The sequence below is a fragment of the Bacillus sp. FSL M8-0049 genome (genome assembly GCF_038593355.1).
Classification (GTDB): Bacteria; Bacillota; Bacilli; order Bacillales; family Bacillaceae; genus Bacillus; species Bacillus safensis.
In genome coordinates, this window is record NZ_CP151986.1 from 1,977,218 (window position 1) to 2,002,916 (window position 25,699).

General features: G+C 40.3%; 27 protein-coding genes, 1 other RNA gene and 1 riboswitch. Of the genes, 7 read left to right on the top strand and 21 right to left on the bottom strand.

The genetic code is table 11. From position 1 onward, the window contains the following. Positions 1-6: 6 nt before the first annotated feature. On the bottom strand, positions 7-1,689 hold the full coding sequence (locus NSU13_RS10025) for a formate--tetrahydrofolate ligase (RefSeq protein ID WP_065214712.1): 1,683 nt from the start codon (positions 1,687-1,689) through the stop codon (positions 7-9). Positions 1,690-1,828: 139 nt separating this feature from the next. On the opposite strand from NSU13_RS10025, the gene metA reads away from it, so the two are divergent. Together metA and NSU13_RS10035 are read left to right on the top strand one after the other, a co-directional pair. After that, positions 1,829-2,737, top strand: a complete 909-nt coding sequence (gene metA / locus NSU13_RS10030; protein WP_024428133.1) for a homoserine O-succinyltransferase — start codon at positions 1,829-1,831, stop codon at positions 2,735-2,737. 228 nt (positions 2,738-2,965) lie between these two features. Next, the gene (locus NSU13_RS10035) at positions 2,966-4,117 is read left to right on the top strand and encodes a diglucosyl diacylglycerol synthase (protein ID WP_024422744.1); all 1,152 of its coding nucleotides are present in this window, start codon (positions 2,966-2,968) and stop codon (positions 4,115-4,117) included. A gap of 33 nt (positions 4,118-4,150) precedes the next feature. Here the strand turns inward: NSU13_RS10035 and NSU13_RS10040 are convergent, their stop codons facing one another. Further along, on the bottom strand, positions 4,151-4,852 hold the full coding sequence (locus NSU13_RS10040; protein WP_024428131.1) for an AIM24 family protein: 702 nt from the start codon (positions 4,850-4,852) through the stop codon (positions 4,151-4,153). A gap of 260 nt (positions 4,853-5,112) precedes the next feature. Between NSU13_RS10040 and cspD the strand changes: the two genes are divergently transcribed. Further along, positions 5,113-5,313 carry a cold-shock protein CspD gene (gene cspD, locus NSU13_RS10045; RefSeq protein WP_003215784.1) on the top strand — a complete coding sequence of 67 codons (201 nt, stop codon included), beginning with the start codon at positions 5,113-5,115 and terminating at the stop codon, positions 5,311-5,313. Between the two features lie 51 nt (positions 5,314-5,364). On the opposite strand, the gene NSU13_RS10050 is transcribed toward cspD, so the two are convergent. The 3 genes from NSU13_RS10050 to NSU13_RS10060 all read right to left on the bottom strand — a co-directional run bounded on the left by NSU13_RS10050 (position 5,365) and on the right by NSU13_RS10060 (position 6,575). Further along, complete coding sequence (locus tag NSU13_RS10050; protein WP_008346368.1) at positions 5,365-5,547, bottom strand: hypothetical protein; 183 nt, start codon at positions 5,545-5,547, stop codon at positions 5,365-5,367. A 172-nt stretch (positions 5,548-5,719) separates the two neighbouring features. Then, the gene (locus NSU13_RS10055; protein ID WP_024422748.1) at positions 5,720-5,902 is read right to left on the bottom strand and encodes a zinc-finger domain-containing protein; all 183 of its coding nucleotides are present in this window, start codon (positions 5,900-5,902) and stop codon (positions 5,720-5,722) included. A gap of 1 nt (position 5,903) precedes the next feature. Then, positions 5,904-6,575 (bottom strand): ribonuclease H family protein, encoded by a 672-nt coding sequence (locus NSU13_RS10060; protein ID WP_120208118.1) that lies wholly within the window; start codon positions 6,573-6,575, stop codon positions 5,904-5,906. Positions 6,576-6,669: 94 nt separating this feature from the next. Here NSU13_RS10060 and NSU13_RS10065 point away from each other — a divergent pair, with 94 nt between their 5' ends. The 3 genes from NSU13_RS10065 to NSU13_RS10075 are packed head-to-tail and all read left to right on the top strand — an operon-like array spanning position 6,670 to position 7,924. After that, positions 6,670-7,359 carry a queuosine precursor transporter gene (locus tag NSU13_RS10065; RefSeq protein WP_024422750.1) on the top strand — a complete coding sequence of 230 codons (690 nt, stop codon included), beginning with the start codon at positions 6,670-6,672 and terminating at the stop codon, positions 7,357-7,359. A gap of 1 nt (position 7,360) precedes the next feature. Then, on the top strand, positions 7,361-7,756 hold the full coding sequence (locus tag NSU13_RS10070) for a reverse transcriptase-like protein (RefSeq protein WP_041109559.1): 396 nt from the start codon (positions 7,361-7,363) through the stop codon (positions 7,754-7,756). A 42-nt stretch (positions 7,757-7,798) separates the two neighbouring features. After that, on the top strand, positions 7,799-7,924 hold the full coding sequence (locus NSU13_RS10075) for a hypothetical protein (RefSeq protein ID WP_003215584.1): 126 nt from the start codon (positions 7,799-7,801) through the stop codon (positions 7,922-7,924). Positions 7,925-7,938: 14 nt separating this feature from the next. On the opposite strand, the gene NSU13_RS10080 is transcribed toward NSU13_RS10075, so the two are convergent. The 6 genes from NSU13_RS10080 to NSU13_RS10105 all read right to left on the bottom strand — a co-directional run bounded on the left by NSU13_RS10080 (position 7,939) and on the right by NSU13_RS10105 (position 14,917). Continuing rightward, entirely contained in the window at positions 7,939-8,826 is an 888-nt protein-coding gene (locus NSU13_RS10080) for a 5'-3' exonuclease (protein ID WP_342489491.1), read from the bottom strand. Positions 8,827-9,103: 277 nt separating this feature from the next. Further along, a complete protein-coding gene (locus NSU13_RS10085) occupies positions 9,104-9,367 on the bottom strand; it encodes a YpbS family protein (protein WP_041109561.1) in 264 nt (87 codons plus the stop codon). Positions 9,368-9,408: 41 nt separating this feature from the next. Then, positions 9,409-13,005 (bottom strand): dynamin family protein, encoded by a 3,597-nt coding sequence (locus tag NSU13_RS10090; RefSeq protein WP_342489492.1) that lies wholly within the window; start codon positions 13,003-13,005, stop codon positions 9,409-9,411. A gap of 133 nt (positions 13,006-13,138) precedes the next feature. Further along, entirely contained in the window at positions 13,139-13,246 is a 108-nt protein-coding gene (gene fbpC, locus NSU13_RS10095) for a Fur-regulated basic protein FbpC (RefSeq protein ID WP_306299200.1), read from the bottom strand. A 64-nt stretch (positions 13,247-13,310) separates the two neighbouring features. Beyond that, positions 13,311-13,820 (bottom strand): isoprenylcysteine carboxylmethyltransferase family protein, encoded by a 510-nt coding sequence (locus NSU13_RS10100; RefSeq protein WP_342489493.1) that lies wholly within the window; start codon positions 13,818-13,820, stop codon positions 13,311-13,313. Further along, positions 13,817-14,917 (bottom strand): 3-oxoacyl-[acyl-carrier-protein] synthase III C-terminal domain-containing protein, encoded by a 1,101-nt coding sequence (locus NSU13_RS10105; RefSeq protein WP_342489494.1) that lies wholly within the window; start codon positions 14,915-14,917, stop codon positions 13,817-13,819. The genes NSU13_RS10100 and NSU13_RS10105 overlap by 4 nt, the downstream gene beginning before the upstream one ends. A gap of 578 nt (positions 14,918-15,495) precedes the next feature. Here NSU13_RS10105 and NSU13_RS10110 point away from each other — a divergent pair. Next, positions 15,496-16,350, top strand: a complete 855-nt coding sequence (locus NSU13_RS10110) for a polysaccharide deacetylase family protein (protein WP_342489495.1) — start codon at positions 15,496-15,498, stop codon at positions 16,348-16,350. 193 nt (positions 16,351-16,543) lie between these two features. On the opposite strand, the gene pbuX is transcribed toward NSU13_RS10110, so the two are convergent. From pbuX to NSU13_RS10160, 10 genes are all read right to left on the bottom strand, one after another. Next, positions 16,544-17,863, bottom strand: coding sequence for a xanthine permease PbuX (gene pbuX / locus NSU13_RS10115; protein WP_211043324.1), 1,320 nt, complete (start codon positions 17,861-17,863; stop codon positions 16,544-16,546). Next, on the bottom strand, positions 17,860-18,444 hold the full coding sequence (xpt, locus tag NSU13_RS10120) for a xanthine phosphoribosyltransferase (protein ID WP_024422759.1): 585 nt from the start codon (positions 18,442-18,444) through the stop codon (positions 17,860-17,862). Before xpt ends, pbuX begins: the two co-directional genes overlap by 4 nt. A 118-nt stretch (positions 18,445-18,562) precedes the next feature. Next, positions 18,563-18,662, bottom strand: a riboswitch (purine riboswitch). Between the two features lie 136 nt (positions 18,663-18,798). Further along, on the bottom strand, positions 18,799-20,304 hold the full coding sequence (locus NSU13_RS10125) for a carboxypeptidase M32 (protein WP_024428121.1): 1,506 nt from the start codon (positions 20,302-20,304) through the stop codon (positions 18,799-18,801). 125 nt (positions 20,305-20,429) lie between these two features. After that, positions 20,430-22,367 carry an ATP-dependent DNA helicase gene (locus NSU13_RS10130; protein WP_034280490.1) on the bottom strand — a complete coding sequence of 646 codons (1,938 nt, stop codon included), beginning with the start codon at positions 22,365-22,367 and terminating at the stop codon, positions 20,430-20,432. Between the two features lie 75 nt (positions 22,368-22,442). Further along, on the bottom strand, positions 22,443-22,640 hold the full coding sequence (locus NSU13_RS10135) for a hypothetical protein (protein ID WP_024428119.1): 198 nt from the start codon (positions 22,638-22,640) through the stop codon (positions 22,443-22,445). A gap of 105 nt (positions 22,641-22,745) precedes the next feature. Beyond that, positions 22,746-23,900, bottom strand: coding sequence for a class I SAM-dependent RNA methyltransferase (locus NSU13_RS10140; protein WP_024428118.1), 1,155 nt, complete (start codon positions 23,898-23,900; stop codon positions 22,746-22,748). A gap of 108 nt (positions 23,901-24,008) precedes the next feature. Continuing rightward, positions 24,009-24,395: RNase P RNA component class B (gene rnpB, locus NSU13_RS10145), an RNA gene on the bottom strand. A 60-nt stretch (positions 24,396-24,455) separates the two neighbouring features. Then, positions 24,456-24,761 (bottom strand): cell division regulator GpsB, encoded by a 306-nt coding sequence (gpsB, locus tag NSU13_RS10150; protein WP_012010336.1) that lies wholly within the window; start codon positions 24,759-24,761, stop codon positions 24,456-24,458. Between the two features lie 75 nt (positions 24,762-24,836). Further along, positions 24,837-25,379: a DUF1273 domain-containing protein gene (locus NSU13_RS10155; protein WP_029706022.1), complete on the bottom strand. Its 543-nt coding sequence runs from the start codon at positions 25,377-25,379 to the stop codon at positions 24,837-24,839. A gap of 48 nt (positions 25,380-25,427) precedes the next feature. After that, complete coding sequence (locus NSU13_RS10160; RefSeq protein ID WP_080652975.1) at positions 25,428-25,664, bottom strand: CotD family spore coat protein; 237 nt, start codon at positions 25,662-25,664, stop codon at positions 25,428-25,430. Positions 25,665-25,699: the final 35 nt, after the last annotated feature.

Below are 25,699 nucleotides of genomic sequence, written 5' to 3' on the forward strand. Positions count from 1 at the left end.
TCCCGTTTAAAAGAGTCCTGTCACACTGCCGTCTTCTAATATATCCATTTCGAGAGCCGCAGGTTTTTTAGGTAAGCCAGGCATTGTTAAAATGCTTCCGGTTAAGGCTACAATAAACCCTGCTCCTACAGATGGCTTTAACTCTCGAATCGTAATGGTAAAGCCTTTAGGTCTGCCGATTAAAGCTGGATCATCTGAAAGAGAATATTGTGTTTTTGCCATACAAACCGGCAAATGAGCCCAGCCGTTTTCTTCAATGGCAGCCAGCTGCTTTCTTGCTTTAGTTGTGAGCGTGACCCCATCTGCACCGTAAACCACTTTGGCCACTTTAGATAACTTTTCTTCGATGGAATCGTTCTCTTCATACAAATAGGTAAAGTTGTTCTTTTTCTTTTCAATGAGTGCTGCTAGTTCCTCGGCAAGAGCTGTTCCGCCTTCGCCTCCTTCTTCCCATACATTCACGGCTTTGACTGGATGGCCATGTTTGCCGCACCAATCTTCTATCGCTTGAATCTCTTCTTTTGTATCCGTTATAAACCGGTTTACCGCCACAATATATGGAAGACCAAAAGCTTGCACGGTTTCAATATGCTTTTCTAAATTATGTATACCTTCTATTACGGCGTGTGCATTCTCTTCTTTGAGTTCGGTTTTCTTCATTCCGCCATGCATCTTTAATGCTCTCACTGTCGCCACAATGACAACTGCACCAGGTTTGAAATCACCAGCTCTTGTTTTAATGTGGAGGAATTTTTCTGCTCCAAGATCTGCTCCGAATCCTGCTTCTGTTACGACATAATCAGCTAATTTAGCTGCCATTTTGGTTGCAATTAAACTATTGCATCCATGTGCAATATTAGCAAAAGGACCGCCATGGACAAGGGCTGGGGTTCCTTCAATCGTTTGAACAAGGTTCGGTTTGAGTGCGTCTTTTAAAAGTAGCGTCAGAACACCTTCATATCCAAGTGCTCCCACTGTGACTGGCTCGCCTTCTTGATTATAGGCAACAACAATAGAAGAAAGACGTTTTTTTAAGTCGTTTAAGTCTTCTGCTAAACAGAGGATCGCCATCATTTCGGAAGCCACTGTAATATCAAATCCGTCTTCTCTAGGATACCCATTTAACTGACCGCCAAGTCCGACAACGACCTGTCTTAATGCACGATCGTTTAAATCAAGCACCCGCTTCCACACAATGCGCCGCGTGTCGATACCGAGTTCATTTCCGTGATGGATATGGTTATCAATAAATGCAGATAAGGCGTTATGTGCAGATGTAATGGCATGAAAATCCCCTGTGAAATGAAGATTTATTTCTTCCATTGGCAGCACCTGTGAATATCCTCCGCCCGCTGCTCCGCCTTTAATCCCCATTGTAGGACCTAATGATGGCTCACGCATCGCAACGATCGCTTTTTTGCCAATTTTTTCAAAGGCTTGACCAAGGCCGACAGTTACGGTGGATTTCCCCTCACCTGCTGGCGTAGGGTTAATCGAAGTGACAAGAATCACGTGTCCTTCTTTTTGTTTCTTTAAACGGTCAAAAATAGTCAAAGATATTTTCGCTTTTGTGAAACCATAGCATTCTAATTCTTCGTCATGTATTTGCAGCTTTGCTGCGATGTCTTGAATCGGTCTCAGCTTAGCCTTTTGGGCAATGTCAATATCAGATAAATGCTTTGTGATCATAACAAAATGGCCTCCTTTTTTTACAGAAACAGCATTCTTTTTTGCTCTATTTTTCATTGTAACATAATTGAAACATTGAAATATCGCCAGAAAGTTCCTATAATGAAGTGAAATTAGCTTTGGTTCAGGGGGTGGCGAGTTGCCTATTAACATACCAGTTCATCTGCCGGCAAAACAAATACTAGAGAGCGAAAATATTTTCGTCATGGATGAGACAAGGGCATTCAAGCAAGATATCCGTCCTTTGAATATCGTGATCTTAAATTTAATGCCAAAAAAAATACAAACTGAAACGCAGCTGCTGAGAATGCTCGGAAATTCTCCTTTACAAGTGTACTTCACGTTTTTGATTCCAAGTACACATACACCGAAGAATACGTCGAGAGAGCATCTAGATGAATTTTATACGACCTTTGAATCGATCCGCCATAAAAAATTTGATGGAATGATCATCACTGGCGCACCAATTGAGCACTTACCTTTTGAAGAAGTTTCTTATTGGAAAGAGCTGCAGGACATTTTGGACTGGAGTAAAACCAATGTAACGTCTACCCTTCATATTTGCTGGGGTGCACAGGCAGGTTTATATCACCATTACGGGATTGAAAAAATCAAGCTTCCCGAGAAAAAATTTGGTGTATTTGAGCATATTGTGAAAGAGAAAAAAGAAAGATTAGTCAGAGGTTTTGATGAAGTATACTATGTCCCACATTCTAGGCATACAGATATTAATACAGAACAATTAAAAAACACGCCGAATTTGAAAGTCTTGAGTATGTCTGAAGAAGCGGGTGTTTGTTTAATTGTTTCAGATGATGATAAACAAGTATTTTTAACTGGACATCCTGAATATGATACAGATACATTGATGCAGGAATATGAAAGAGATTTGTTGAAACATGATACAGTCCAAAAACCTGTCCACTATTTTATAGAAGATGGTGACACATTAATCCCAGTAAATCGCTGGAAAGCCCATGCAACCTTATTGTTTATGAATTGGCTAAATTATTATGTTTATCAAGAAACACCATACGTTTGGGAATAAAATAGACTGTGGTCTGATGATAAATCGTCAAAATGTGTTAAAATACAAATGGCTCTGTCTTCCATTATCAATTGAATCTGTTTGTTTTTTAAAATTAGTTTAATTCTTTCGTAACGAATGATATGCTCTAACTGTTTATATGTTATCTTTATGTATATGTAGACCTATGAGATTAATAGTTTTCGTACGAAGTTTTGTTGTTGTTGATTACATTTGAGGTGAATATTCTTGAATACCAATAAAAAAATATTAATCTTGACCGCAAATTATGGAAATGGACATATGCAGGTAGCAAAAACACTGTATGATGAATGCAAATCCCAAGGGTTTGAACATGTTGTAGTTTCTAATTTGTATCAAGAATCGAATCCCATTGTGTCAGAAGTGACTCAATATTTATACTTGAAGAGCTTTTCCATTGGGAAACAATTTTATCGCTTGTTTTATTACGGTGTAGATAAAATTTACAATAAACGCAAATTTAACATTTATTTAAAGATGGGAAATAAGCGTCTCGATGAATTAATTCAGTTACACAATCCGGACATCATCATTATTACATTCCCGATGATTGTTGTACCAGAATACCGAAACAAAACCGGTAAAGTGATTCCGACTTTTAATGTCATGACAGATTTTTGTCTCCATAAGATTTGGGTACATGAAAACATCGACCGATACTATGTTGCAACCGATTATGTGAAACAAAAATTAGTGGAAATCGGCACACATCCAAGCGATGTCAAGGTGACAGGTATTCCTATTAGACCACAGTTTGAAGCAGACGTGCCAAAATCGATGATCTATAAGAAATATGGATTATCATCAGATAAAAAAGTTCTTCTCATCATGGCCGGTGCTCACGGTGTACTAAAAAATGTGAAGGAATTATGTGAGGCGCTGCTTCTCGACAGTGAAGTACAAATTGTTGTTGTATGCGGAAAGAACGCCGCGCTGAAACAATCGCTTAGCGTTCTTGAACAAGCACACCCAGATCAATTGAAGGCGCTTGGATATGTGGAACAAATTGATGAATTGTTCAGAGTAACAGATTGTATGATTACAAAACCAGGCGGCATTACTTTAACAGAAGCAACTGCAATCGGTGTCCCGGTCATTCTTTATAAGCCTGTCCCTGGACAAGAAAAGGAAAATGCTCTTTTCTTTGAGGATTATGGCGCTGCCATTGTCATTAACCGACATGAAGACATTTTAGAATCTGTGACCAACTTGCTGCAGGACGAAGAAAAATTAGAAACAATGAAACAAAACATGAAAAAACTGCACTTAAAACAATCTTCTCAAACCATTTTGGAAGATATCGTTGAGCAGTCAGATCTCATCATGAATAACAAAACATATGCTCGCGCATTATCATAAAAAGGTGTCCGTCATTGACGGACACCTTTTTCCTCACCCTTGATTTCCATTTGTTGTGTATACTTCTTCAAACGGCTGAACGACAACAAAGCCGCTTCCGGTAAACTTCATTTGAATGGACTCTCCGCTTCCCCTGCCAATAAACGTTTTAAAGGAAACATCTGTCACAAATTCAGTTTTTAAATCCCCTGACCACGCAACAGTCGCATTCGGATCTGTATAAACAGAATCACCCGGCTGAACAATGAGTGTCAGCGGCTCATAATGACTTGTGATTGCAACTAAGCCTGCCCCTTCTAATTTGACATTAAATAATCCGCCTGCAAGCATACCAGACACTTTTTTCATCAATTTGATATCCCAGCGGACAGATGGTTCAAACGCAAGCAGGTCGTTTCCATTCACAAAAATGGATTCTCCTTGTGCCAAACGAAGAATCGAGATTTTTTTACCTTGATCTGCCACATATAATTTCCCATCACCTGTCGCCTTCATTAGTGAGGTGCCTTCTCCTGAAAGCATTTTTTTGAACATCTTGGAGACGCCGTGCTCAAAAACACCTTCACGTTCAAATTTGATTTTCCCTCGATAGGAAACCATGGAACCCGTTTTTGCCCAAATCGTGTCAGTCAAATTAATTTCTAAAAGTCTTGGTGTTTCAAGTTCGAAGACCCCTTCTCCTTTATCTTCTTGCTGCGTATTCTGAACAAATTCTTCAAGTGTATAACGATTCATGATTGCACCTCTTTCTGTATTTTTTTTTATATACGGACAAGCTGCACGTGAGGTTCCGAAAACGTTTTATATTTCATTGTTATTCACCAAAAAAACAAAAAAATCAAACATTCTGCTCAAAATTTGGCTCGCCTGCTTGACGCTTTACTTTTGATGGTGTATAGTGGAACCATCATTTAACAACTGCAAAGTCGTTAGGTGATGAAAATTTTTTTTAGTATGCCAAAAGGTGTGCTACAGTACTAGGAGGAAAAAGCAATATGCAAAACGGTAAAGTAAAATGGTTCAATAATGAAAAAGGTTTCGGCTTCATTGAAGTTGAAGGCGGAGACGATGTATTCGTTCACTTCACAGCTATCGAAGGTGACGGCTACAAGTCTTTAGAAGAAGGACAAGAAGTTTCTTTTGAAATCGTTGAAGGTAATCGTGGACCTCAAGCTGCAAACGTAACAAAAATCTAATCAACTAAATCAATGATGAAACGACAAAATAAAGAGAGGCATATGCCTCTCTTATTTGATTTTCAGCTGAATTTCAATTGCTAAAATATTTTGCTTCAGTCGTTGTTCAATTTCAGAAATATCTTTTTCGAGAAAAGGTCTTCCCTTCTTTGCTACATCTACTAGCTGCTCTAGATCGCTGTATACCTCTTGAAATGTTCGATGTAATACCGTTTCGAAATCCTTATTATCCATGCCGGCCTTCCCCTTTTCCTCTATTATCCGTCACTTAGTCAAAAAGTAACTCAACCAAAACTTTCTATAGTTATATCGGCTCATTTTTCAGAATATGTTCTCTTTTTACACATTCTATCCGTTTTTTTTCATGAGCGGATGTTTGAGCAGGGAAAACCGGGGCGGCAGCCGCTTACTTTTTAAGCAGCGTCTGTCCGTATTCTTTTATTTTCTCTCCTACTGTGCATTGCTGAATACAAAAGGAGTGGGCGTATTTTTTTCCATATTCTTTTCGAAAGTGCTTCTTAATCAAACAATCTGAACAATACGTGTCTTGGAGATCCGTCAATTCTTGTACTGCTGTTTTTTTATCCACATTATTCAGCTCCGTCTGCTTCTAATTTCAATTTACTTTCAATTGGAACGTCTGCAAGCATCTGCCTTGCAAGCTGATCCGCCTCTGCATTTTGTTTACGATCGATGACTTCATATGTTGGCGTAAGCCTCAGCTCCCTTAAAGCCGCTTCAATCCGGTCGAGCCATTTGTTATGTATATCATCATAACAAGGCCATTCTCCTTTTAATTGATTCATGACAACAAGTGAATCGCCTCTAATCGTGACAGAATTTCTGCTTGCTCCAAGATCTTTTAAAGCTTTGACAGCCTCAAATAAAGCCGCATATTCTGCTTCATTATTGGTGATTCCTTGGAAGGGCTGATTTTTTCTCAAACGATAAGCATCTTCTCCGAGCTTATAGTAAACGACAACCCCAAGACCAGAGTCGCCTGTTTCTTTGTGAAAACTTGCATCAAAATAGACCTGAAGCTGATCAGGTTCAAGCTTTAGTTCTTCATTTAGTTTTTCAAGTTCTTTAATAGACCACATCGCCCCTTTTTCATCTTCAAATGATAGGAGTGACTGTGGTTCTTTTTTGTCGATATGTTTGGCTAAAATCAAGGCCTCTTTTAGCTCCATCCAATCTTCTTGGAAAAAAGCAATGGACCCAATCGATTTCACTTTCATTGTATAGTGTGCTCTTAATTTCATTGATCACATCGCCTTCCCGTGCTTTTAAGGTAAACGTTCGTTATGCTATAATCAAAAAGTTACATTTCACAATGAGAAAGGAAGTTCATGTCACTTGTTTAATGAAGGTATTTGGATCTTATTTGCGATCATTAATTTTATCATTGTTCTTCTATTTTATAAAGGATTTGGCAAAATGGGCCTTTTCGTCTGGATTGGCTTTGCGACGGTTGCTGCAAATTTACAAGTGGTCAAAACCGTTGAATTGTTTGGCTTAACGGCAACACTTGGAAACATTTTATACGGCAGTGTATTCTTTGCAACGGACGTATTGAATGAAAAATACGGACAAAATGAAGCGAGAAAAGCTGTCTGGATTGGTTTTGCCACTCTTTTAACACTAACCGTTGTCATGCAGGAGGCTTTACTTTTCCATCCCGCTCCATCCGACATTTCTCAAACATCCCTGGAAACCATTTTTGGCTTTATGCCAAGGGTCGCACTTGGCAGTCTTGCTGCTTATATCATCAGTCAAATGTTAGATGTTTATGTATATTCGTTTATTCGCCGGATATTTCCTTCCGATGGTGCGCTCTGGGTGCGCAACGCTGGAAGTACGATGATCAGCCAGCTGCTTGATACACTGATCTTCACAACAATTGCCTTTCTTGGCACCTATCCATTTCATGTATGGATCGAGATCTTCATCACGACTTATGTGATTAAATTTATCGTCGCCGCGATTGCGACACCATACGCGTATGCAGCGAAAAAAATGGTTCCGCTTGATGAAAGGGTGAAATAAATTGCCAGCTGAAATATACATTGATGGTGCTAGCGCAGGTAATCCGGGTCCTTCTGGCATCGGCATTTTCATTAAATATGATGGAAAGGCAGAATCTTTCTCGATTCCTCTTGGATCAATGAGCAATCACGAAGCAGAATTTTCCGCTCTCATTGAAGGGATGAAAATCTGCGTAGAAAAAGGACTGCGATCCGTTTCGTTTCGAACAGATTCACAGGTAGTTGACCGTGCAGCCAATGCAGGATTTGCTAAAAATCCAGCCTTTCAGCATTTTATAAAAGAGATGATCGAGCTTCAAAGCCAGTTTGATTTATTTTTCATTAAGTGGATTCCAAGCAAGGAAAATCAAGTAGCTGATCAGCTCGCTAGAAAAGCGATTCACCTTTCTAAAGGATGAATCGCTTTTTTTCGGTTATGCTAATGTATGAGGTGATACTGATTGGATAAAGAAAATAAAGGTCGTGTCACAAATGGGACAACGCCTCAAGGTGATGCGCAAACAAAAGATAAGCAGCCACTATCTCAGCTCGAAAATAGAGCGAAGAAAAGCAATACAAAAAGATGAATGTAGGGATCAGCTTAGCTGATCTCTATTTTACTTAACCGATTCACCATCGGTTCAATTCCTTTGATTTGATGGTATCGCAGCATGGCAGCAGCCCGTTCTTGATTGATGTTCACCTTCGTCTCTTCTATTGGACAGCTCAGCGGGACATCACATTTGATCTCTGCCAATAAACGGGAAAGCTTCAAATCTTCTAATCCTGCTTGCATTTTCTTTTGCTGGGCAGCCGTTAGTTCATGAACATTTTCTAATAATCCGTCAATGGTTTGATATGTTTGAATAAATTTTAATGCTGTTTTTTCTCCGATTCCTTTGACGCCTGGGTAATTATCACTTGAATCCCCCATAAGTGCTTTCATCTCGATCAGCGCCTTTGGAGAGATGCCCATTTCCTCTTCAAATAAAGCTTTAGTATAATGTTTATAGTTCCCGATTCCTTTTTGCATTAGAGCAACCGTCACTTGTTCATTCAATATTTGCAGCAAATCTCTGTCCCCAGTTAGGACAGTCACACGTGCTTCATTCTGATAGACTGCCGCCAGCGTGCCGATACAATCATCTGCCTCAAAGCCCTTTATACCAACGTTTACAATTCCTAGTTCTTCTGTCGCTTCCTTCGCTAAATCGAATTGCGGAATGAGCTCGACAGGTGCCTCTCCTCGATTTGCTTTATAATCTTGAAACAATTCATTTCGGTATGTTTGGCTTCCCATATCCCAGCAGCAAACAATATGGGTTGGCTCAAATGTTTGAACAGCGGTTAATAAATGCTTCAAATAGCCATTTACTCCATTCGTCGGGACACCGTGATCATTTATCATAAAATTTCGATGGACAGCCGTTGCATAAAACGATCTGAATAGAAGCGCCATGCCATCAACAAGCAATACGTGTTTATTCATTCTTATAAACTCCCTTTTTCAAAACAATACTCCTATTCTATCATAGAACATAGAATTCGACATAAAAAAGGCGCCTTCTTCTTTTGGAAAAGAAGTGGCACCTGGGGATTACTTTTGACCGTATTGCATTTTTTTCGATTCTGCTTCTGCGTAGGACGGCATCTCTTTTTGTTTAGGATGACGCTCATCCTGCTTTTTTGCATGCTGTTTTTTTTCCATCATCATTCCCCTTTCTCGGTTCACTTGTTAAGATGACCAAAAAAGAGAAAGTTACTCTTTACTTCTGTTTTCGTTCGACATACTCCCTGACCATATCAATCGTGACATGCTTACGCAGCGGAACAATTCCGCCTCGTGCAAGCTCATTCATCTTCGAAGTAATCGCATTGATCTCGTCAGTTGTAAATGGCTCGTTTTGCTCACACTTGAAAACAGCAGTCTCTATTGCCTGCTCTCTTTTCTGCTCAAGCGCAAGAAACGATTTGATATGAGCATTCTGTTTTTGTGAATGTGCGGAAATTTCTTCGTGTACGCTCGTCATTTTTTATCAACTGCTTTCTTTTTTATATAGTCTATCATGAATCAAATGGTTTTCAACTGGTTCTTCCATTCATTTGTTTGCTTGTATACTTGTTCTATCATCGCCTGCTCTTTCGCATCTGTCGTCAAGCTCATGATAAATGTTTGTTTTTGTTCACTCAGCTGCTTGAGCGCTTCTGTTTCATATCTTTCAGTAAAGGTCTTCACCATCATATCGTATCTGCTCTGTAGTTCTTCTTTTTCTTTATCTGCCCATTTCGTCGTTAACTGGAAAAGAACATCTCGAATCGCTTCTATAAACGCTGCCTTCCCGTTCTGTTCAAAGAAAGCTTTCGCTGATTTTTGCTTCTTTAAGAGCGGCTCAAACGGCGTCAGGTCCGCTTCCACTTCAATTTGTTTCAGCTCGGCATTTTTCTCATCTGGCGGCGACAGCCGGAGAGAAAAGTAAGGATCTTCTGCACACGCAGCCTGTAATCCTTTCTCCCACTCCTCTTTGAAATATTGAGTGATAAACGATTCCATTCGAATATCAAGCGCTTTTATCTCCTGTACAAATTCAAATTCATAATCCTTTAGCGCCTGTTCAAGCGCTTTTTTCAACTCCTGTCTGAAGTCCCCTTGAGATATTCCAGGATAAAAGGCTGTCTTTAACAGATCATTAGCATAAAGTGACAAGCGCTGAACAATGTGGTAAAGCTGTTCGTGCAAGTCCTTTTTCACACTTTCTGTTACTAACTTAGATCGTTTAATATAGCTCATTTGATCAACGATCGCTTCATAGGATGTGTTTATCTTTTTCTTTTCTGCTTGCTTTTCATCTTCCGACTGATGCAGCGTCTCATGCAGCTTGTCAACTGTTCTACATAATGTACTAGCTTCAAAATACAGAAGCTCAATCGCATCTTTCGTTAATTCTTCCTCAATAAAATAGTCGAGCTGTGTTCTAAGCTGTGCATACTGGTTATAAGGCGACTGTCCCTTTCCTTCGATCTCTTCTTTGCTGGATACGTGATGAAGGTTTGGGTGCCGAATGCCTTCTTTTGTGAGCTCATTTTTCACATAGTCAAAGACGGTTTCAAGCTCTGCTTGATCCTTTGCGAGGTCAGCTGCATTGATAATAAAAAACATTTTATCCATGCTAAATGAATCTTTTACAAGCCCGAGTTTACGTAAAAATGACCGGTCTGCTTTTGAGAAAGAATGCTGGTAGTAAGTTAAATAAAGAAGGGCATCAGCATCCTTCATATATTGAAAGGCAATCTCTGTGTGACGTTTATTCATACTGCTGGCGCCTGGTGTATCAACAATCGTCAGTCCTTTATCTGTTAAAGGTGTACTTAAATAGACCGTCACTTCCTTCACCACACAAGAAACAGCCTCTTCAGCCACATATGGCTTTAATTCTTGCAGGGTGACATTGAGCGGCGTTTGTTTTTGAATCGAATCACGGAACGTTTCATGAGCGTTTAAAAAATGGTCAACAATGATGCGGTGATCCTGTTCAAGCTCTCTTTTTTTCAGCGTCCGCTCGAGTTTCGCTTGAAACGTATCTCCCTTTTCTTCTGTTATAGAATAACCGAGAATTTGATCGAGCTCCTCTAATATTTCCTGCTCGGTTTTAAACACCACTTTCACACTTTCATGCGGATGGTCTTCTGTCGGCCGGGTCAGCTTATTGATCGTGGCCGTCGTTGGTGTAGGAGATGATGGCAGCACCTTTCTCCCAACAAGGGCATTGGCAAACGAAGATTTCCCCGAACTAAAAGCACCGAATAAGGCGAGTGTAAATTCCTTCGCTTGCAGCCGCTTTGTTCGTTTTTCAAAGGACTTTCTTTGAGACCCAAGCGCGTTTAATGGCATTAAAATTTGAGAAAGCTGCTCAAACTGGTCAATCGACTGCGCTGTCGGGATATGCTGTGATTGTCGCATTTGATCAAGCTCTGTCTGCTGCTGATTTTCTTTTTCGCTTTCTTCGGTATGAGTTGATGTTTGATTCTGATTTAGCTCGTCATGCTGCATCCGGTGTTTTTTCACATAAAACCAATCTTCTTCGATCTGCTCATTTGTTCCGTTTTGCCATATATCCCATACATGCTCAATATCTTTTCTGATGTGATCATTTTTTTCCATGCATTGCTCCAGCGCTTGGAGCTCCTGTGCTGCCTGGACCCATTTATCTTGCTGCTTTCCCTTTTCATTCAGGAGCTGGGTTTTCAGCATCTCGGTCATTTGTTCAATCAATGGTATTGCTTTCTGTTTCGTCTGTCTTTTCAGTGCTTCACCCGCATCTTTTGCATATTGCAAAACGTATTCATTTGAAAATGTCGCACCGTGATGGATCACGTTTTCAAGCAGTGATTCTTCTACAGGTGTTTCAAAAGCCATCACTTGATTTAATAGCTCTTCACCAAGCTGATGTTTCTTGACTTCTTTTTTGAGCAGCTCAGCAATATGCCAGTCTACTTCTGCTTTCATTCTTGCTTTGACATCTGCTAAGAACTCGTTCGCCCGCTTTTCTTTTTCCTGCTCGGTTTTATTTTTAGCGAACAGCAGACCTACCTTAAAGCCAGGTGCTTTCGATTCAATATAATCACTTGCGAGCTCCCTCATTTTAAATGGGGTTAGATTTGCATTTTTTAAAATGTTCTCGACTTCAGAAGACACTTCATCTTCTAACTGTTTTGCTCCATTTTCAATGAAGCTGCTTCTCGCTTCAAGTTCCTTCACTTCTTTTCTTTTTTCTTGAAGCTGTAAATCCAGATCCTCTTCCTGCAGCTCTTCTTTTAATGAGTCAATATGTTCTTTTAAAACATGCTCTATTTTCTGCTCGGTATAGGCGCGAAGCGATGCTTTCGGCAATGTTTCTAATTCTTGCAGTTTCTCGATTAAACGAATCATTTCGTTTCTTGGATGCGACTCATCGGTTACAGATGTAAAGTATAGATGTTCTTCTTCAATGCCTTCTTTTTGAAGCATATCAACTACTTGATTTTTGTAGTCTTCAAATGCTGTCTCATGCTCATCATGTCGATCGACTTGATTGACGATGAAATAAAGATTTGGCACTTTCTCTTTAATGGAGCGAATGAAACGAATGTTTTCCTCAGAATGAACATGGTTATAATGAACGACATAAAAAAGAGCATCTGCTTGATGAAGAATAGACGCAGCAGATAAAAAGTGAGCATGATCCGTTGAATCAATTCCGGGTGTATCAATCACTGCCACCTTTTCTTCCAGTCCTCTATAGTCCCCGCTAATTTCCACCATTTCAATCTGTTCTCCATCCTTACAAAAACGCTGAACTGCTTCTTTATCATAAGAACCGCTCATTTTTGCAAAGCGGCCATCTGAGGTGTGAAGCTTTATTTCACTCTTCCCCTTCCTCACGACGACCAAGTTGGCACTTGTTGGAATTGGACTCGTTGGCAGGATGTGATCATGAAGCAGATGATTCACAAGAGATGACTTTCCAGCTGAATAGTGGCCGGTAAATGCGATATACACTTCTTCTTCTGCTTCCTTTTTGATAATTGATGCAAGTTTTGCTGCGCGTTCATGATCATCCCTTTTAAGAAGGCTTTGATATAAAGCACCTGTAGTTTGAACGAGCGAATCTCGAATAGACAAGTCTTCCATGACGATAAACCCCTTTGTTTTTAGAAAAGTCAGTTATGTATGTGATACCATTTTACACAAAATGAAGAGATTTTTCTTCTGATCTGAGGAAATAAAAAAAATCTGCTTCCCGATCAGTCGCAATTGACTGCGATCAGGAAGCAGATTTTTTAGAAACACCTTTTAATACGAAGCCAATTAATAGGCTGTATACACAGACCGTACCGAGTAAGAAAACCATTGTCATGTGATCACCGTCCATCCTTCGTGATTGAGAATGCTTATCATTAATGAAAGTGTATCACAATTGATAATGATTTTCAATATTAATTTAACAAATACTGATTGAGCGCTTTCTCTTCTGTTTGAATTCTCACAGCCATCATCCATGCATTTAAACATGTGAACAAAATGGCGGTAAAATAAGCATTAAACAAAAGCGGGATCAGCAAAAGCTCAATCGCCACCACGACATAGTTAGGATGCTTTAACCAGCGATAAGGTCCTTTTTTCACCATCATCGCATTTGGTACAACTAAAATCTTTGTATTCCAATACGTCCCAAGAGAACATAATGCCCAGTATCGAATCACCTGTGCGGCCAGCAGGAAAACGAGAAGCACAAGAAAATAGCGAGACGGCGGCCTGTTTAACCCCCATACCTCAACCATAAGTGAGAGAAAAAAGCCCGCATGCATAGCGACCATATAAGGATAATGACTTGCACCAAATTCAATGGCACCGATCGCTTTTACTTTCTTTTCATTTCTTTTAGCCACAAGCATTTCAATAAGCCGCTGACAAACGAAGAAACCAATGACGAGCCAAATGATCATGATAAGACCTCCTCCCATTTCATGAGCAGCAGCTCTGAGGAAAAGCCCGGACCAAGCGCTCCGCAAAGACCCATATCTCCCGCTTCAGCGGATTGATGTTCAAGATAATGTTTGATCACATACAAAACTGTGGCAGAGGACATATTCCCGTGTTGTTTAAGTACCTCTTTTGATGAAAAAAGTTGATCCTCTTGTAAGGATAGACTTTCAATATAGGCGTCAATCACTTTTTTTCCTCCAGGATGGGCAAGAAAAACTGATAGATCTTCTGCCGAATACCCTTGCTGCTCTAAAAATTGATCAACCTGCTCTTTTAACCAGCCGGAAATAATGGAAGGAATGTCACGGGAGAAAATAACCCGAAAGCCGTCACTTGTAAATTCCCATCCCATCACATCCTCAGACTCTTTCATTGTGACGGATTGTGTACCAATCACTCTAGGAACTGTTTTTAGATCGGCGTATTCAGATACACCTTTTTCTCCAGTTAAGAGTACCGCTGCTGTCCCGTCTCCGAACAAAGATGTCCCGATTAAATTGCTTTTTGATTGATCTTGCGGCTGGAAAGTTAAACTGCACAGTTCACAGGCGACAACCAGCACCTTTGCTTCTGGAAATGCCCTTATGTATTCGTAAGCCCGGGACAACCCTGCCGCTCCGCCCCCGCACCCTAATCCCCAGATCGGCACTCGTTTCGTATAAGGCGAAAAAGGAAGAACGTTCATTAGTTTTGCATCAAGACTTGGTGTCGAAAGTCCGGTGCTAGAAATAAAAAACAATGCATCGATCTCTTCAAACGGAATCGGTTTTTTCAGGAACGCCTTCTCATGAAGACAGTGTATGACTGCTTCTTTTGCATGAGCCAATGCTTTTTCCAAATAGAGATTGTTTTTCTCCTCAAAAGAGTGGTGCGTCTGATACCATTCAATTGGCTGCACAAACTGTCTGCTCTCGATTTCTCCGTTTTGAAAAGCTCTCAGCAGCCGGTCGATATCTTTAAACGATCGTTTAAATTGGGATCTAGCAAAATCAGCCGCCTTTTTCTGATCCACATGATGTTTTGGCAGACTCGTTCCAACAGAAAAAATGTACGCCATCGGCTTCACCTCTTTTTTCGATTAATATCCCCTATCGAAAAAAGGATATACATGCCAAAACGTCACAATTCAGTCAAAATATTTTCCTCCGGCTAACTTTTTGTCTTGACGACAATTGATAAATATTGGATAATATAGGTGAAAACATGATGTAGTTTTCCTCCTTCACAGGTTCGTTCTAAGCCAAGCGAACCTGCTTTTTTTATGCAAAAAAACACCTCTAAAAGAGAAGTGTTCAGAACGTAGACACCCCCCCCTTTACTTATACAACACTTTCATACGGAATCTCCCTTTCGCTTCGAATTAATGGTCAAATCTGCTGCTATCTTAGCGTATAAATATTAACGTTTCGATCATTATTCAGAATGATTTCATTTAAACATGAATGGATCACCTTTTTTTGCTGATCAACACAAAGTAACAACCATAAATTTCTAATTCATTCATTTGAATTTTCTATATAAAAAGGATTTTTTCCACTATATATTTAATCAATATGAGTACCAGGAAAAACAGTGAAAAAAGAAAGAATCTACAACATGGTTCGGCTCAAAATTAAATTGACTGGAGTGATTGTAATGAAAAAGGTTTCCAAAAAAAAGACACCCTACAACACGATACTTCTCTCAAAGGTAATTGGTTTAGTGCTTCTTACACTGTTTCTCTTTTTTATCTGGGATATGTCTAAACCCCATTTGCAGGCGACAAATGGGCAAGCAAAAAATGCTGCCAGCAGTGACTTCCGTGACACAAGCATCAGTCTGAAAGCAAAAGATCAGTCTACAAGAACATTGGATACACATTTTAAGACCAATCCAAACCAACAGGCAACGAATAAAACAGTCTTTTTAACATTTGATGATGGTCCTTCTGCTACATCAAATCAGCTGTTAAATGTATTAAAAGCACATCACGTGAAGGCGACGTTCTTCATGCTTGGACCGCAAATCCAAGCACACCAATCAGCTGTGAAAAGACTTTATCAAGAAGGACATCAATTAGGTCTTCATGGCATGACGCATGATATAAACCTCTTTTATCAGAACAGCGAGTCTCCAGCAAATGAAATGAGAGAAGCTCAGCGTATTCTTGCCTCTGTTACAGGCGTCTACAGCCGTCTTGTAAGAACCCCCTTTGGCAGTGTTCCAAATTTAACATATCATCAAAAAGTACGTTTAAACCAAAATGGCTTTATTTACTGGGACTGGACGATTGATAGTCTTGACTGGAGATATAAAAACGCACAATATGTTCCAGAGGTATTGAATCAATTGCAAATGTTTGAGAAAAATAAACCATGGGAACCAAAAGTTATATTAATGCATGATCAACCCACTACCACAAACTATTTAGATAGCCTGATTATACAGCTAAAAGCAAGGGGCTATACATTTGCAGTCATTAACGAAACAATGCCGCCGGTACAACATTAATAGTGCTAATCACAAAAAGCCCGTATCCAAAAGATGCGGGCTTTCAGCTTGTAGACAAACCCTCACACGCTCCTTCCTAGGATCCTAGGACTTCAAAGGTTTTTTATCAAGCTAAAAAGAAGACAAAGAGCTAAAATAAAAGGTCATTTTAGCTCTTTGTCCATAATCTGAACCCCCTCTCCAAGAGAGGGGTTTACATAACAGATTGCTTAGGTTCTTCTACCAGGTCATGCCCGGCTTCTTTTTTAAAAGGAATCATGTGATAAATAATATGAAGCAAAATAGCGGTAAAGCTTCCGGCCACAATGCCGTTACTTGTTAATAATTTAATCGAATCTGGCAGATGCTCAAACATTTGCGGTACGACAGTAACTCCTAAGCCGATTCCCACGGAGCAAGCGACGATCAGCAAGTTCTCCTGCTTTGCAAAGTCCACGCGCGAGAGCATTTTAATACCGTATGCAATGACCATGCCAAACATGGCAACCATTGCACCGCCAAGGACTGACTTTGGAATAATCGTCGTAAAGGCAGCGATCTTAGGAAAAAGACCAAATAACATGAGCAATGCCCCTGTGACGACAATGACTTGGTTTTTCTTGACTCCTGTTAACTGGATCAATCCAACGTTTTGCGAGTAGGCTGTGTATGGAAAAGCATTAAAGATTCCGCCTAATAACACAGCAATCCCCTCTGCCCGATAGCCTTTAGCCAAATCCTTCTCTTTTAATGACCGGTTTGTTAAATCACCTAATGCGAAATAAACGCCTGTTGATTCAACTAATGACACAATCGCAACTAACGTCATGGTCATGATCGGTGCAAATTCAAAGGTCGGCATCCCAAAATAAAATGGCTCAATCATCCGGAAAACCTGAGCGTTTGCTACCTCAGCTGTTTCCACTTTCCCCATAAACGCGGCAGCTGCTGTCCCAAGAAGAATACCGATTAAAATGGCGATCGCCTTCATAAATCCTTTCGTGAATCGATAGAGCAGTACAATGATAAACAGTACAAGGAAAGCGAGTCCTAGATTTTCAAAAGAACCATAGTCTGCACTTCCTTCTCCTCCTGCCATATTGTTCATCGCTACAGGAATGAGGGTGATACCAATAATGGTGACGACAGAACCTGTGACAACAGGCGGGAAAAATTTCACAAGCTTCCCAAAGAAAAAAGAAAGAAGAATGACAATACATCCAGAAGCGATAATACTTCCATAGATAGACGAAATGCCATACTTAGAGCCAATCGCAATCATCGGCGAAACCGCAGTAAATGTACAGCCTAATACAACAGGCAGACCGATCCCAAAGAAGCGGTTTTTCCATACTTGAAGCAATGTGGCAGCCCCGCACATGAAAATATCCGCAGAGATTAAGTAAGTCAGCTGTGCAGGCGTGAGCCCGAGCGCATCTCCAACAATGAGCGGTACAAGAACAGCACCTGCATACATTGCCAGTACATGCTGAATACCCAGTGAGAGCGTTTTGACTTTTTTAGCGGTACTCATGATTGTACCTCCCGTACAAACGTGACTTTCCCTTCCTCAAGTGATTCAATACGTGCGAGGGACTCAACGCGGTAGCCCATTTGCACAAGCGCATTTCTTCCAGGCTGGAATGATTTTTCGATGACAATGCCAAATCCGGCTACTTTTGCCTTCGCCTGCTTTGCAATTGCAGCAAGTCCTTTCGCGGCTTCACCATTCGCTAAAAAGTCATCGATGATTAACACACAATCATTTTCACTAAGATGCGTATTTGAGACAGCAATCGTGCTTTCTACTTTTTTCGTAAAAGAGTACACACTGGCTGTTAACAGGTTATCCGTTAATGTGAGTGATTGACGTTTTCTTGCAAACACAACAGGTACTTGAAGAGCAAGCCCAGCCATCACAGCAGGTGCGATGCCAGAAGATTCAATTGTGATGATTTTTGTAATGCCATCGTGCTTAAATAATCTAGCAAACTCTTGCCCGATCTCATGCATTAACACAGGATCAATTTGATGATTTAAAAAAGCATCTACTTTTAACACTTGATTTGACAGAACGATTCCTTCGTTCTCAATTTTTTGACGTAACAATTCCATCATTTTTCCCCCTAGCATAATTGGCAAACATTCAATTTTTGGCATAAAAAAAGCATTGCTGTCCATGAGGAGCAAGCAATGCGAAAACGATCAACGGATCTTCAGCTCAAACAAGAGCTGTTTCATTTTGCTCACTCATAGTCGGACCGTATCGGTGTCCGGTAGAAACTTGCGTGCCATCATCACGCGATTATATGAGTGTTATAGTGTTCAAATTATAACAAGATTTCAGACGCTTGGAAAGCACTTTTCTAGAAAAATACCGAACTTAAATAATAGATCAGAACAAAATGTTCGTTTTTAGAATATTCAAGCATCAAAAAAGCACCCCTCTCATGAAAGGGTGCCCTTCTTTTATGATAAATACAGTTTTGTATATTTATCTGTTAAGTAGTCGATTAAATATTGAACATTTAATTCTTCGCCTGTTGCATCTTGAATGATTTCAGATGGCTTTTTCCGTTTTCCATGCTGGTGAACATGTTCCGTCAGCCATTCTTTTATCGGTGCAAAAGACCCATTTTGAATAAGCTCATCAAAATTTGGTAAATCTTTGATCATTTGCTGCTTTAATTGCGCTGCATACATATAACCAAGAGCATATGAAGGGAAATAGCCAAAGCTTCCATCAGACCAGTGAACATCCTGCAAGATACCGAGTGCATCATTAGGAGGCGTAATGCCAAGATACGCTTGATATTTTTCATTCCAAAGTGCAGGCAGATCTTCAACTGCTACTTCTTCATTGAAAATCGCTTTCTCAATTTCATAGCGGATGATAATGTGAAGCGGATATGTCAGTTCATCGGCTTCAATTCGAATGTAAGTCGGCTTCGATTCATTCACTGCATGCACAAAGTCTTCTAAAGAAACATCTTTAAATTGCTCAGGAGAAGCTTCTTGTAGCTTTTGATAATACGTTTTCCAGAAATCTTCGTGTCTGCCGATAAAGTTCTCAAAGAAAAGAGACTGTGATTCATGGATTCCCATCGAAGTCCCATCACATAAAAGTGTTCCGCTCAGTGCTTCATCAATGTTTTGCTCATAGATCGCATGACCACATTCATGAATTGTTCCAAAGATCGCCATTCGAAAATCATGCTCATCATAACGGGTCGTCACACGTACATCGCCTCTGCTTAACGTTACAGCAAATGGATGAACTGTTGTATCCAGGCGGCCTGCGTCAAAGTCATATCCTAATTCTTTTAAGAAAAAGAGACTCAATTCCTTTTGTTTATCGATTGGGAAGCTTTTCGATAAAAATGAAGTATCCGGCTTATTAGGTGAGGCTTCGATTTTTTTCACAAGAGGAACAATAGCGTCACGAAGTGCACCAAACTTTTGATCAAGCTGTTCAACCGTCATATCTGGCTCATAGTTATTGAGCAGCACATCATAAGGCGTTTTTTTCACGCCCCAATATTGGATGAAACGCTTGTTAAAGTCAATAAGCTGTTTTAAGTATGGTGCAAAGAGTGAAAAGTCTGATTTCTCCCTTGCTTCTACCCAAACATGCTCCGCTTTTGATTGTAAAATCGAGTATTCTTTAAATTCTTCTTTCGGAATTTTACTGTTTTCATCATACTCTTTTTGGGATAATTCGAGCGCCTTCTGTGTATCTTTTGACAGCTCATCTCGGTGTTTGTTTAATGCGTGAAGAAGATCTCTCATTTCGTCAGAAGTCTTCATATTAAAAATATCACTTGATAATTGACCGATCGTTTCAGCTCTAAAATCCGCACTTTTTTTAGGTGCTTGTGTTCTAGAGTCCCAATAAAGTAAATGGAGCGCCTCTGTATAATGGGCGATTTTCCCTAGTAATTGATAAAACGCTTTCTCAGTTGCTTCAAGACTCATGCGTTTGTTCCCCCAATCAATAAAATATGTATGTACGTTTCAAGGCTACTTCAATGAATGTTCTTTTGTCAATGAAAAAGGAGGATACACCGTGGTATCCTCCTCATTTGCAAGTTTTCAGCTATTTAAGATGTGATGATGGGCTTCACTGGCAGGACGGATTCAATTTTACTTTGAAGCTTAGTATCTTCTTTACGATCAAAGTAAATATGAATGCTTCCTGCGTCTTGGCTTGTCCGGATCAGTCTTCCGATACCTTGGCGTAAGCGAAGCAGCATATACGGAAGGTCAACTTCAGCATGTGCATCCTTTGCTTCATTACGTTTCGCTTCAAATACCGGATCATGCGGCGGATAAGGAAGTCCCCAGATGATCACATTCGTTAATGATTGACCTGGAATATCAAGCCCTTCCCACAGATGAACAGAACATAACACGGATGTTTCATCTGCTTGGAACTTTTGAACAATCGTGCTGATTTCCTCGTCTCCCTCAAAATATACGTCAAACGGCAGTGATTCATTTGCTGCTTCAAGTTGTTTTCTAAAGAAATGAAGTTCATCAAATGAAGGGAAGAGAATCAGAGATCGTCCTCCATTTTCTTTCAGCTGAGTGATCACTTGCTGTGCTTTTGCCTCTTGCTCAGCGAGCTGCTGAATTCCATGGAAATAAATCTTCATTTGTTCATCGTAATCATACGGCGAAGCGACACTCATTGATAAGTAATCTTTAATCCCAAGACTTTCAGCTAAATAATCAAAGGATTGATTCTCAGACAATGTAGCGGAAGAGAAAATATATGGTCTTTTTTGCGAGAATACTTTTTCGCCAAGCACCTCTGCAACCGTCTTTGGCATCACAACAAATGTTGTATCTAATTCCTGTTTTTCCAGCCAGCTAATGGCATTTTTTTGATAAAGCGATAAAGAATACGCCATTTGTTCAATGTATTCTTCCACAACAGATAATTCGTATTGATCGATTGTATACATCTCAGATTCAAACACGAGCGCTTCTCCGATTTTTTCAAGCAAGTCACACAATTCACTTGCAGAACGCTTCACCTCATCCACACGCCCAATTTCAAGCCGGTGCGAGCCTTTGACTTCTTTGGCATGTGTTTTTAAGAGATAAAAGAACTCATCGTTTGTTGCAAGTGCATCTTCAACAAGCTCTGCAAATTCTTCGCGTATGTCGTTTTGCAAAAGACGTTCCAAAAATGTTTCGAGCGTTGATTGCTTCACTCGGTACGTTAACGCTTTTTGTGCGGCAAACTCGAGAAGATGTCCCTCATCAAATACGACGGAGCTATGCTCAGGAAGCAGCGGAAGCTGGCCCTCACGTTTCCGGGATTCCTTTGTCCACACATGCTCCATGTAAAAATCATGTGAACAGATGATGAGGTCTGTCGCTTTCCGGTAATGATCTCTTGATAAATTCAAACCACAGCGATGACGCATATCGCACGTCAGACAGTCCTGAAACGAGTCATAGCCAATTCGTGACCATTCATCATTTGATAACTCCGGATACTCTTTTCGATCGCCATACGGATAAAAGGTTTGCATGCCATGTGATTCATGAACAAATGAAGGCAGTGATTCATAAATATCGAGCCACTTTTCATCATCTTCACGCTGCATCGTTTTCTCCAGCTTCTTTAAGCATAAGTATTGATCATGCGATTTACTTAATCTCGCATCTATTTGAATATCAAGGTGATTAGCAATTTTATAGATATCACCTTCTTGTTTAACGAGCTGTTCAATTAACGTTTCGTCTGCACATGCAATAATCGCAGGCTTCCCTGTATACCTTGCATATGTGACGGCAAATAATAGATAGACGATGGTTTTGCCTGTGCCTACCCCAGCTTCGGCAAACATCACACTTTTTTCTTTAAAGGCTCTTTCTAGTTGAAAAGCCATAAATATTTGTTCATCTCGAAGATCAAAGCCCTTTTCTGGCAAAATGTCATAAAACACATCACCAATCCAGTTGCCCAGTTCTTCGTAAAAATTGTGTTCTTTTGATAATGAAAAAGGCAAACGAGATGCTGTCACCTGCTTCAACCCCCAACTTTTGAATCATTCAGACATTCAATAGTACCATTTACGCTGGGGAAAAACAATCTTTTTTTATGAGCGCAGGCGATGTTGATAGCTTTCCTTCATTAAAAATGCATGCTCAGAACGTTCTATGTATGCCTGAGCCAGCGCCAAATCTTCGATGGCTGCCGTAAGCTGAGCAGATTGTCCACCTTCATGCCCTTCTATTTCTTGAGCAGTCGAATTGAGTGCTTTTTGGATTAACTGAATTTGATCATAATGAATCATGAAGACACCTCTTTTTTTAAAATCAAGTTCAGTTTATTCCGCCACGCGAGGAGTTATACCTTTTCAGCATAAAAAAGCCGCACCTTTTTTCGGTGCGGCCATTTATTACGATTCGGTTGGTTGCTTTCTAGGCGGACGTTTTCCCCAATATTGATAATAGTCGGTTTTAATAAATCCATTAAACAGCTTTCTCTTTTTCGTCGCTTTTCTTCCGAAGCACTCTTCGAATTTTTCGTGTGACGTTAAGATGTAAATGGACCATGTATCTAGGTTCTTAAACGCTTCACCCATTCCTTGATACATTTTTTCAACAGCTGGTTTATCACTCAGTCGTTCACCATAAGGAGGATTTCCAACAATCACACCGTACTCTTCTTTTGTTTGAAAGTCTTTTACTTGCATTTGTTTGAACTCAATCAGTTCACTCAGTCCTGCTTCTTCTGCATTCATTTTTGCGATGTCCACCATACGATGGTCGATGTCACTTGCGATAATGCGGAGCGGCTGATCATAGTTTGCTTTTTCTTCAACTTCCACACGCGCTTTGTTCCATACGTCTTCACCGATCCATTCCCATGATTCAGACGCAAAATCCCGGTTAAATCCTGGGGCAATGTTTTGTCCTATCATCGCTGCTTCTATGGCGATTGTTCCTGATCCGCAGAAAGGATCAACAAACGGACGGTCAGGTGTCCAGTTCGTTAATAAGACGAGCGCAGCAGCAAGCGTTTCTTTAATAGGTGCTCCGCCTTGATCCATGCGGTATCCGCGTTTATGAAGACCTACACCAGATGTATCAAGCGTAAGAACCGCTTTATCTTTTAAAAGAGCGATCTCGATTTTATATTCAGGTCCCGTCTCTTCAAGCCATTCAGACTGAATGTTGTAGGAGGATTTAAGCTTTTGAGCGATGGCTTTTTTGACGATGCGCTGGCAGTCAGGCACACTGGCAAGCTGAGATTTCACAGATTTCCCGATGACAGGAAACGTACTGTTTTTTGGTAAAAAAGCGGCCCAGTCAATCGCTTTCGTTTGTTCAAAAAGCTCATCAAATGTTTTTGCCGAAAATTCAGCAACTTGTACCTTGATCCGGTCTGCTGTACGCAGCCAAAGGTTTGCACGGCAAATGGCAAGAGCATCCCCCTTGAAAATCACTTTTCCGTTGTCGACTGTGCACTCATAGCCAAGGTCTCTTACTTCTTTTGCAACAATTGCTTCAATTCCCATTGGAGCTGTTGCGATGAGTGTATAGGTTTTCATTGATTTATCACCTGTTTTCTCGTCCTTTTATGTATTCAAGATAAAAGCTCTCCATATGTTGAAATAGGAGAGCTTTGTTTCATCATGTTTATGATAACGGATTTAACGTTCTGTAAGCCATGTTTTGTTCCATCGTACTGCAAACGGCAAATGCCTCGTACTCAGGTGGTAATCATCTATCTACAGAATTCTCTGTCCTTCTCTCCGTTTGGTTCCTTTGAGAAAGTTCCCCTACCAAGTTTGGGTTTCTCGCTCGAGGGGTTTACCGCGTTCCACTCTCACCATTTCTAGTGAGACTTCGTCACTGTGGCACTTTCAAGGATACTTTGCCATATCCTAAAAAGGACGTAGGCATTTTTCCTGCCGTCAGCCTTTCCCAGGCTGCCCTGGCTTATTTTTTCGCCAGGCACGAACACTACGGGCATCTCAGCACCGTGCGAGCATGGACTTTCCTCTGCAATGCCCTAAATAGCATTACAGCGATTACCCGAACGTTAATCAATAAGCGTTATTATAAACGACAATGACATCTGACACAAGCTTTTTCAGCAAGACTCAATCATAAAGTTTGCTGCCGAAAACGTGTTTCTCAAGGTTCGATAGTCTTTTTAAAATATCAAAGTTTGTTGTATTAGACTGTGCAGGCTGTCTTTTCCCTTGTTCAACAGCTTCTTCAAGCTGTTTTGACAAGTGGAGGTTTTCTTGTTGAAGTTTTTCGATTTCTTGGTTGAATGTCTCATAGTCTTTAATGACCATATCTAAAAATTTATCGACTTCTTCTTGTTTGTACCCTCTGACACCTGTTTTAAATTCTTTTTCTAAAATTTCTTTCGCAGAAAGCTTTACTTTATCAGCAAGCATCTTTTTCACCTCATATCGTGAATTCATAGTATATTTTTTCAGAAATACGTGACGTTGTCAAATTTTCTCTTGCTTTTAATCAAAAAACGGATCTTCCGCCTCAACCTGCGCTCTTAGATCATCCATCGTGATGTACATAATGGGGTAATCGGTATAGGCTTCCGCCTCCCTGATCATATACTTCGGCGATCCCTCATGCTCGGGATCATATAAGACGAGAAGACCATCTGTTTTTTCAATAAAAAAGCGATTCTTTTGTTTAAATTGTGCCGGACTTTCGTACGGTCTATGCGTGACACTTTCTACAAAATCGGCCTGTGCAAGAATTCCTTCATACAACTCTTTGTTTTGTTCATTCCAGCGCTCTTCCTGTTCATAAAATGGCGTAATGACTGCAAGTTTTAACGCTGGATATTCCTCCTGAAGCTCAAACACCACTTCGGCTGTCCAAATTTCTGCCCCAAGCTGTCCCGATATGAGCACCCATTCCAGACCTTCTTCGATAAGGGCTGTCAGCCTTTTTTGAAGCTCCGCTTTTATGTATTGAAGTGCAGGCTCGTCTTGTTTGAATATCCCAAGCTCAAACGGCTTGTACCCTGTGACAGCAATAATTTTCATTTTTTCACCTGCTTTTAAAAAATGGGACTTATAAAAGTCCCATTCACTTTATCTGTTACAGCAAGGTCCACCGCAGTTAAAGTGTTGATGTGTTGTCGGGTCCACCTGAGAAAACGTATGCGGGAAGTAGTGAACATGTTTGAAATTATGGTGGTGAACATTTGTCACATGCTGCGGGTGGATATGCGGCACAATTGTTGTTGACTCGCTGTGTGTACAGCAATGATTCGTCGGATGAACAATTGGCTGTGTAACATTCGGATGGCAATGATGATGATGGTACATGTAGCATTCCCCTCTCCTTTATTTTCTTACATTAT

Bases quoted from the DNA above. Each gene is read 5' to 3' on its own strand.
- NSU13_RS10155 (WP_029706022.1), bottom strand. From the start codon at position 25,379: ATGAAAATTATTGCTGTCACAGGGTACAAGCCGTTTGAGCTTGGGATA.
- gpsB (WP_012010336.1), bottom strand. From the start codon at position 24,761: ATGCTTGCTGATAAAGTAAAGCTTTCTGCGAAAGAAATTTTAGAAAAA.
- NSU13_RS10100 (WP_342489493.1), bottom strand. From the start codon at position 13,820: ATGATCATTTGGCTCGTCATTGGTTTCTTCGTTTGTCAGCGGCTTATT.
- NSU13_RS10050 (WP_008346368.1), bottom strand. From the start codon at position 5,547: ATGGATAATAAGGATTTCGAAACGGTATTACATCGAACATTTCAAGAG.
- NSU13_RS10140 (WP_024428118.1), bottom strand. From the start codon at position 23,900: ATGAAAACCTATACACTCATCGCAACAGCTCCAATGGGAATTGAAGCA.
- NSU13_RS10090 (WP_342489492.1), bottom strand. From the start codon at position 13,005: ATGGAAGACTTGTCTATTCGAGATTCGCTCGTTCAAACTACAGGTGCT.
- pbuX (WP_211043324.1), bottom strand. From the start codon at position 17,863: ATGAGTACCGCTAAAAAAGTCAAAACGCTCTCACTGGGTATTCAGCAT.
- NSU13_RS10105 (WP_342489494.1), bottom strand. From the start codon at position 14,917: ATGGCGTACATTTTTTCTGTTGGAACGAGTCTGCCAAAACATCATGTG.
- cspD (WP_003215784.1), top strand. From the start codon at position 5,113: ATGCAAAACGGTAAAGTAAAATGGTTCAATAATGAAAAAGGTTTCGGC.
- NSU13_RS10040 (WP_024428131.1), bottom strand. From the start codon at position 4,852: ATGAATCGTTATACACTTGAAGAATTTGTTCAGAATACGCAGCAAGAA.
- NSU13_RS10110 (WP_342489495.1), top strand. From the start codon at position 15,496: ATGAAAAAGGTTTCCAAAAAAAAGACACCCTACAACACGATACTTCTC.
- xpt (WP_024422759.1), bottom strand. From the start codon at position 18,444: ATGGAATTGTTACGTCAAAAAATTGAGAACGAAGGAATCGTTCTGTCA.
- NSU13_RS10080 (WP_342489491.1), bottom strand. From the start codon at position 8,826: ATGAATAAACACGTATTGCTTGTTGATGGCATGGCGCTTCTATTCAGA.
- NSU13_RS10135 (WP_024428119.1), bottom strand. From the start codon at position 22,640: ATGATTCATTATGATCAAATTCAGTTAATCCAAAAAGCACTCAATTCG.
- NSU13_RS10025 (WP_065214712.1), bottom strand. From the start codon at position 1,689: ATGATCACAAAGCATTTATCTGATATTGACATTGCCCAAAAGGCTAAG.
- NSU13_RS10085 (WP_041109561.1), bottom strand. From the start codon at position 9,367: ATGACGAGCGTACACGAAGAAATTTCCGCACATTCACAAAAACAGAAT.
- fbpC (WP_306299200.1), bottom strand. From the start codon at position 13,246: ATGGACGGTGATCACATGACAATGGTTTTCTTACTCGGTACGGTCTGT.
- NSU13_RS10160 (WP_080652975.1), bottom strand. From the start codon at position 25,664: ATGTACCATCATCATCATTGCCATCCGAATGTTACACAGCCAATTGTT.
- NSU13_RS10060 (WP_120208118.1), bottom strand. From the start codon at position 6,575: ATGAAATTAAGAGCACACTATACAATGAAAGTGAAATCGATTGGGTCC.
- NSU13_RS10125 (WP_024428121.1), bottom strand. From the start codon at position 20,304: ATGAGTCTTGAAGCAACTGAGAAAGCGTTTTATCAATTACTAGGGAAA.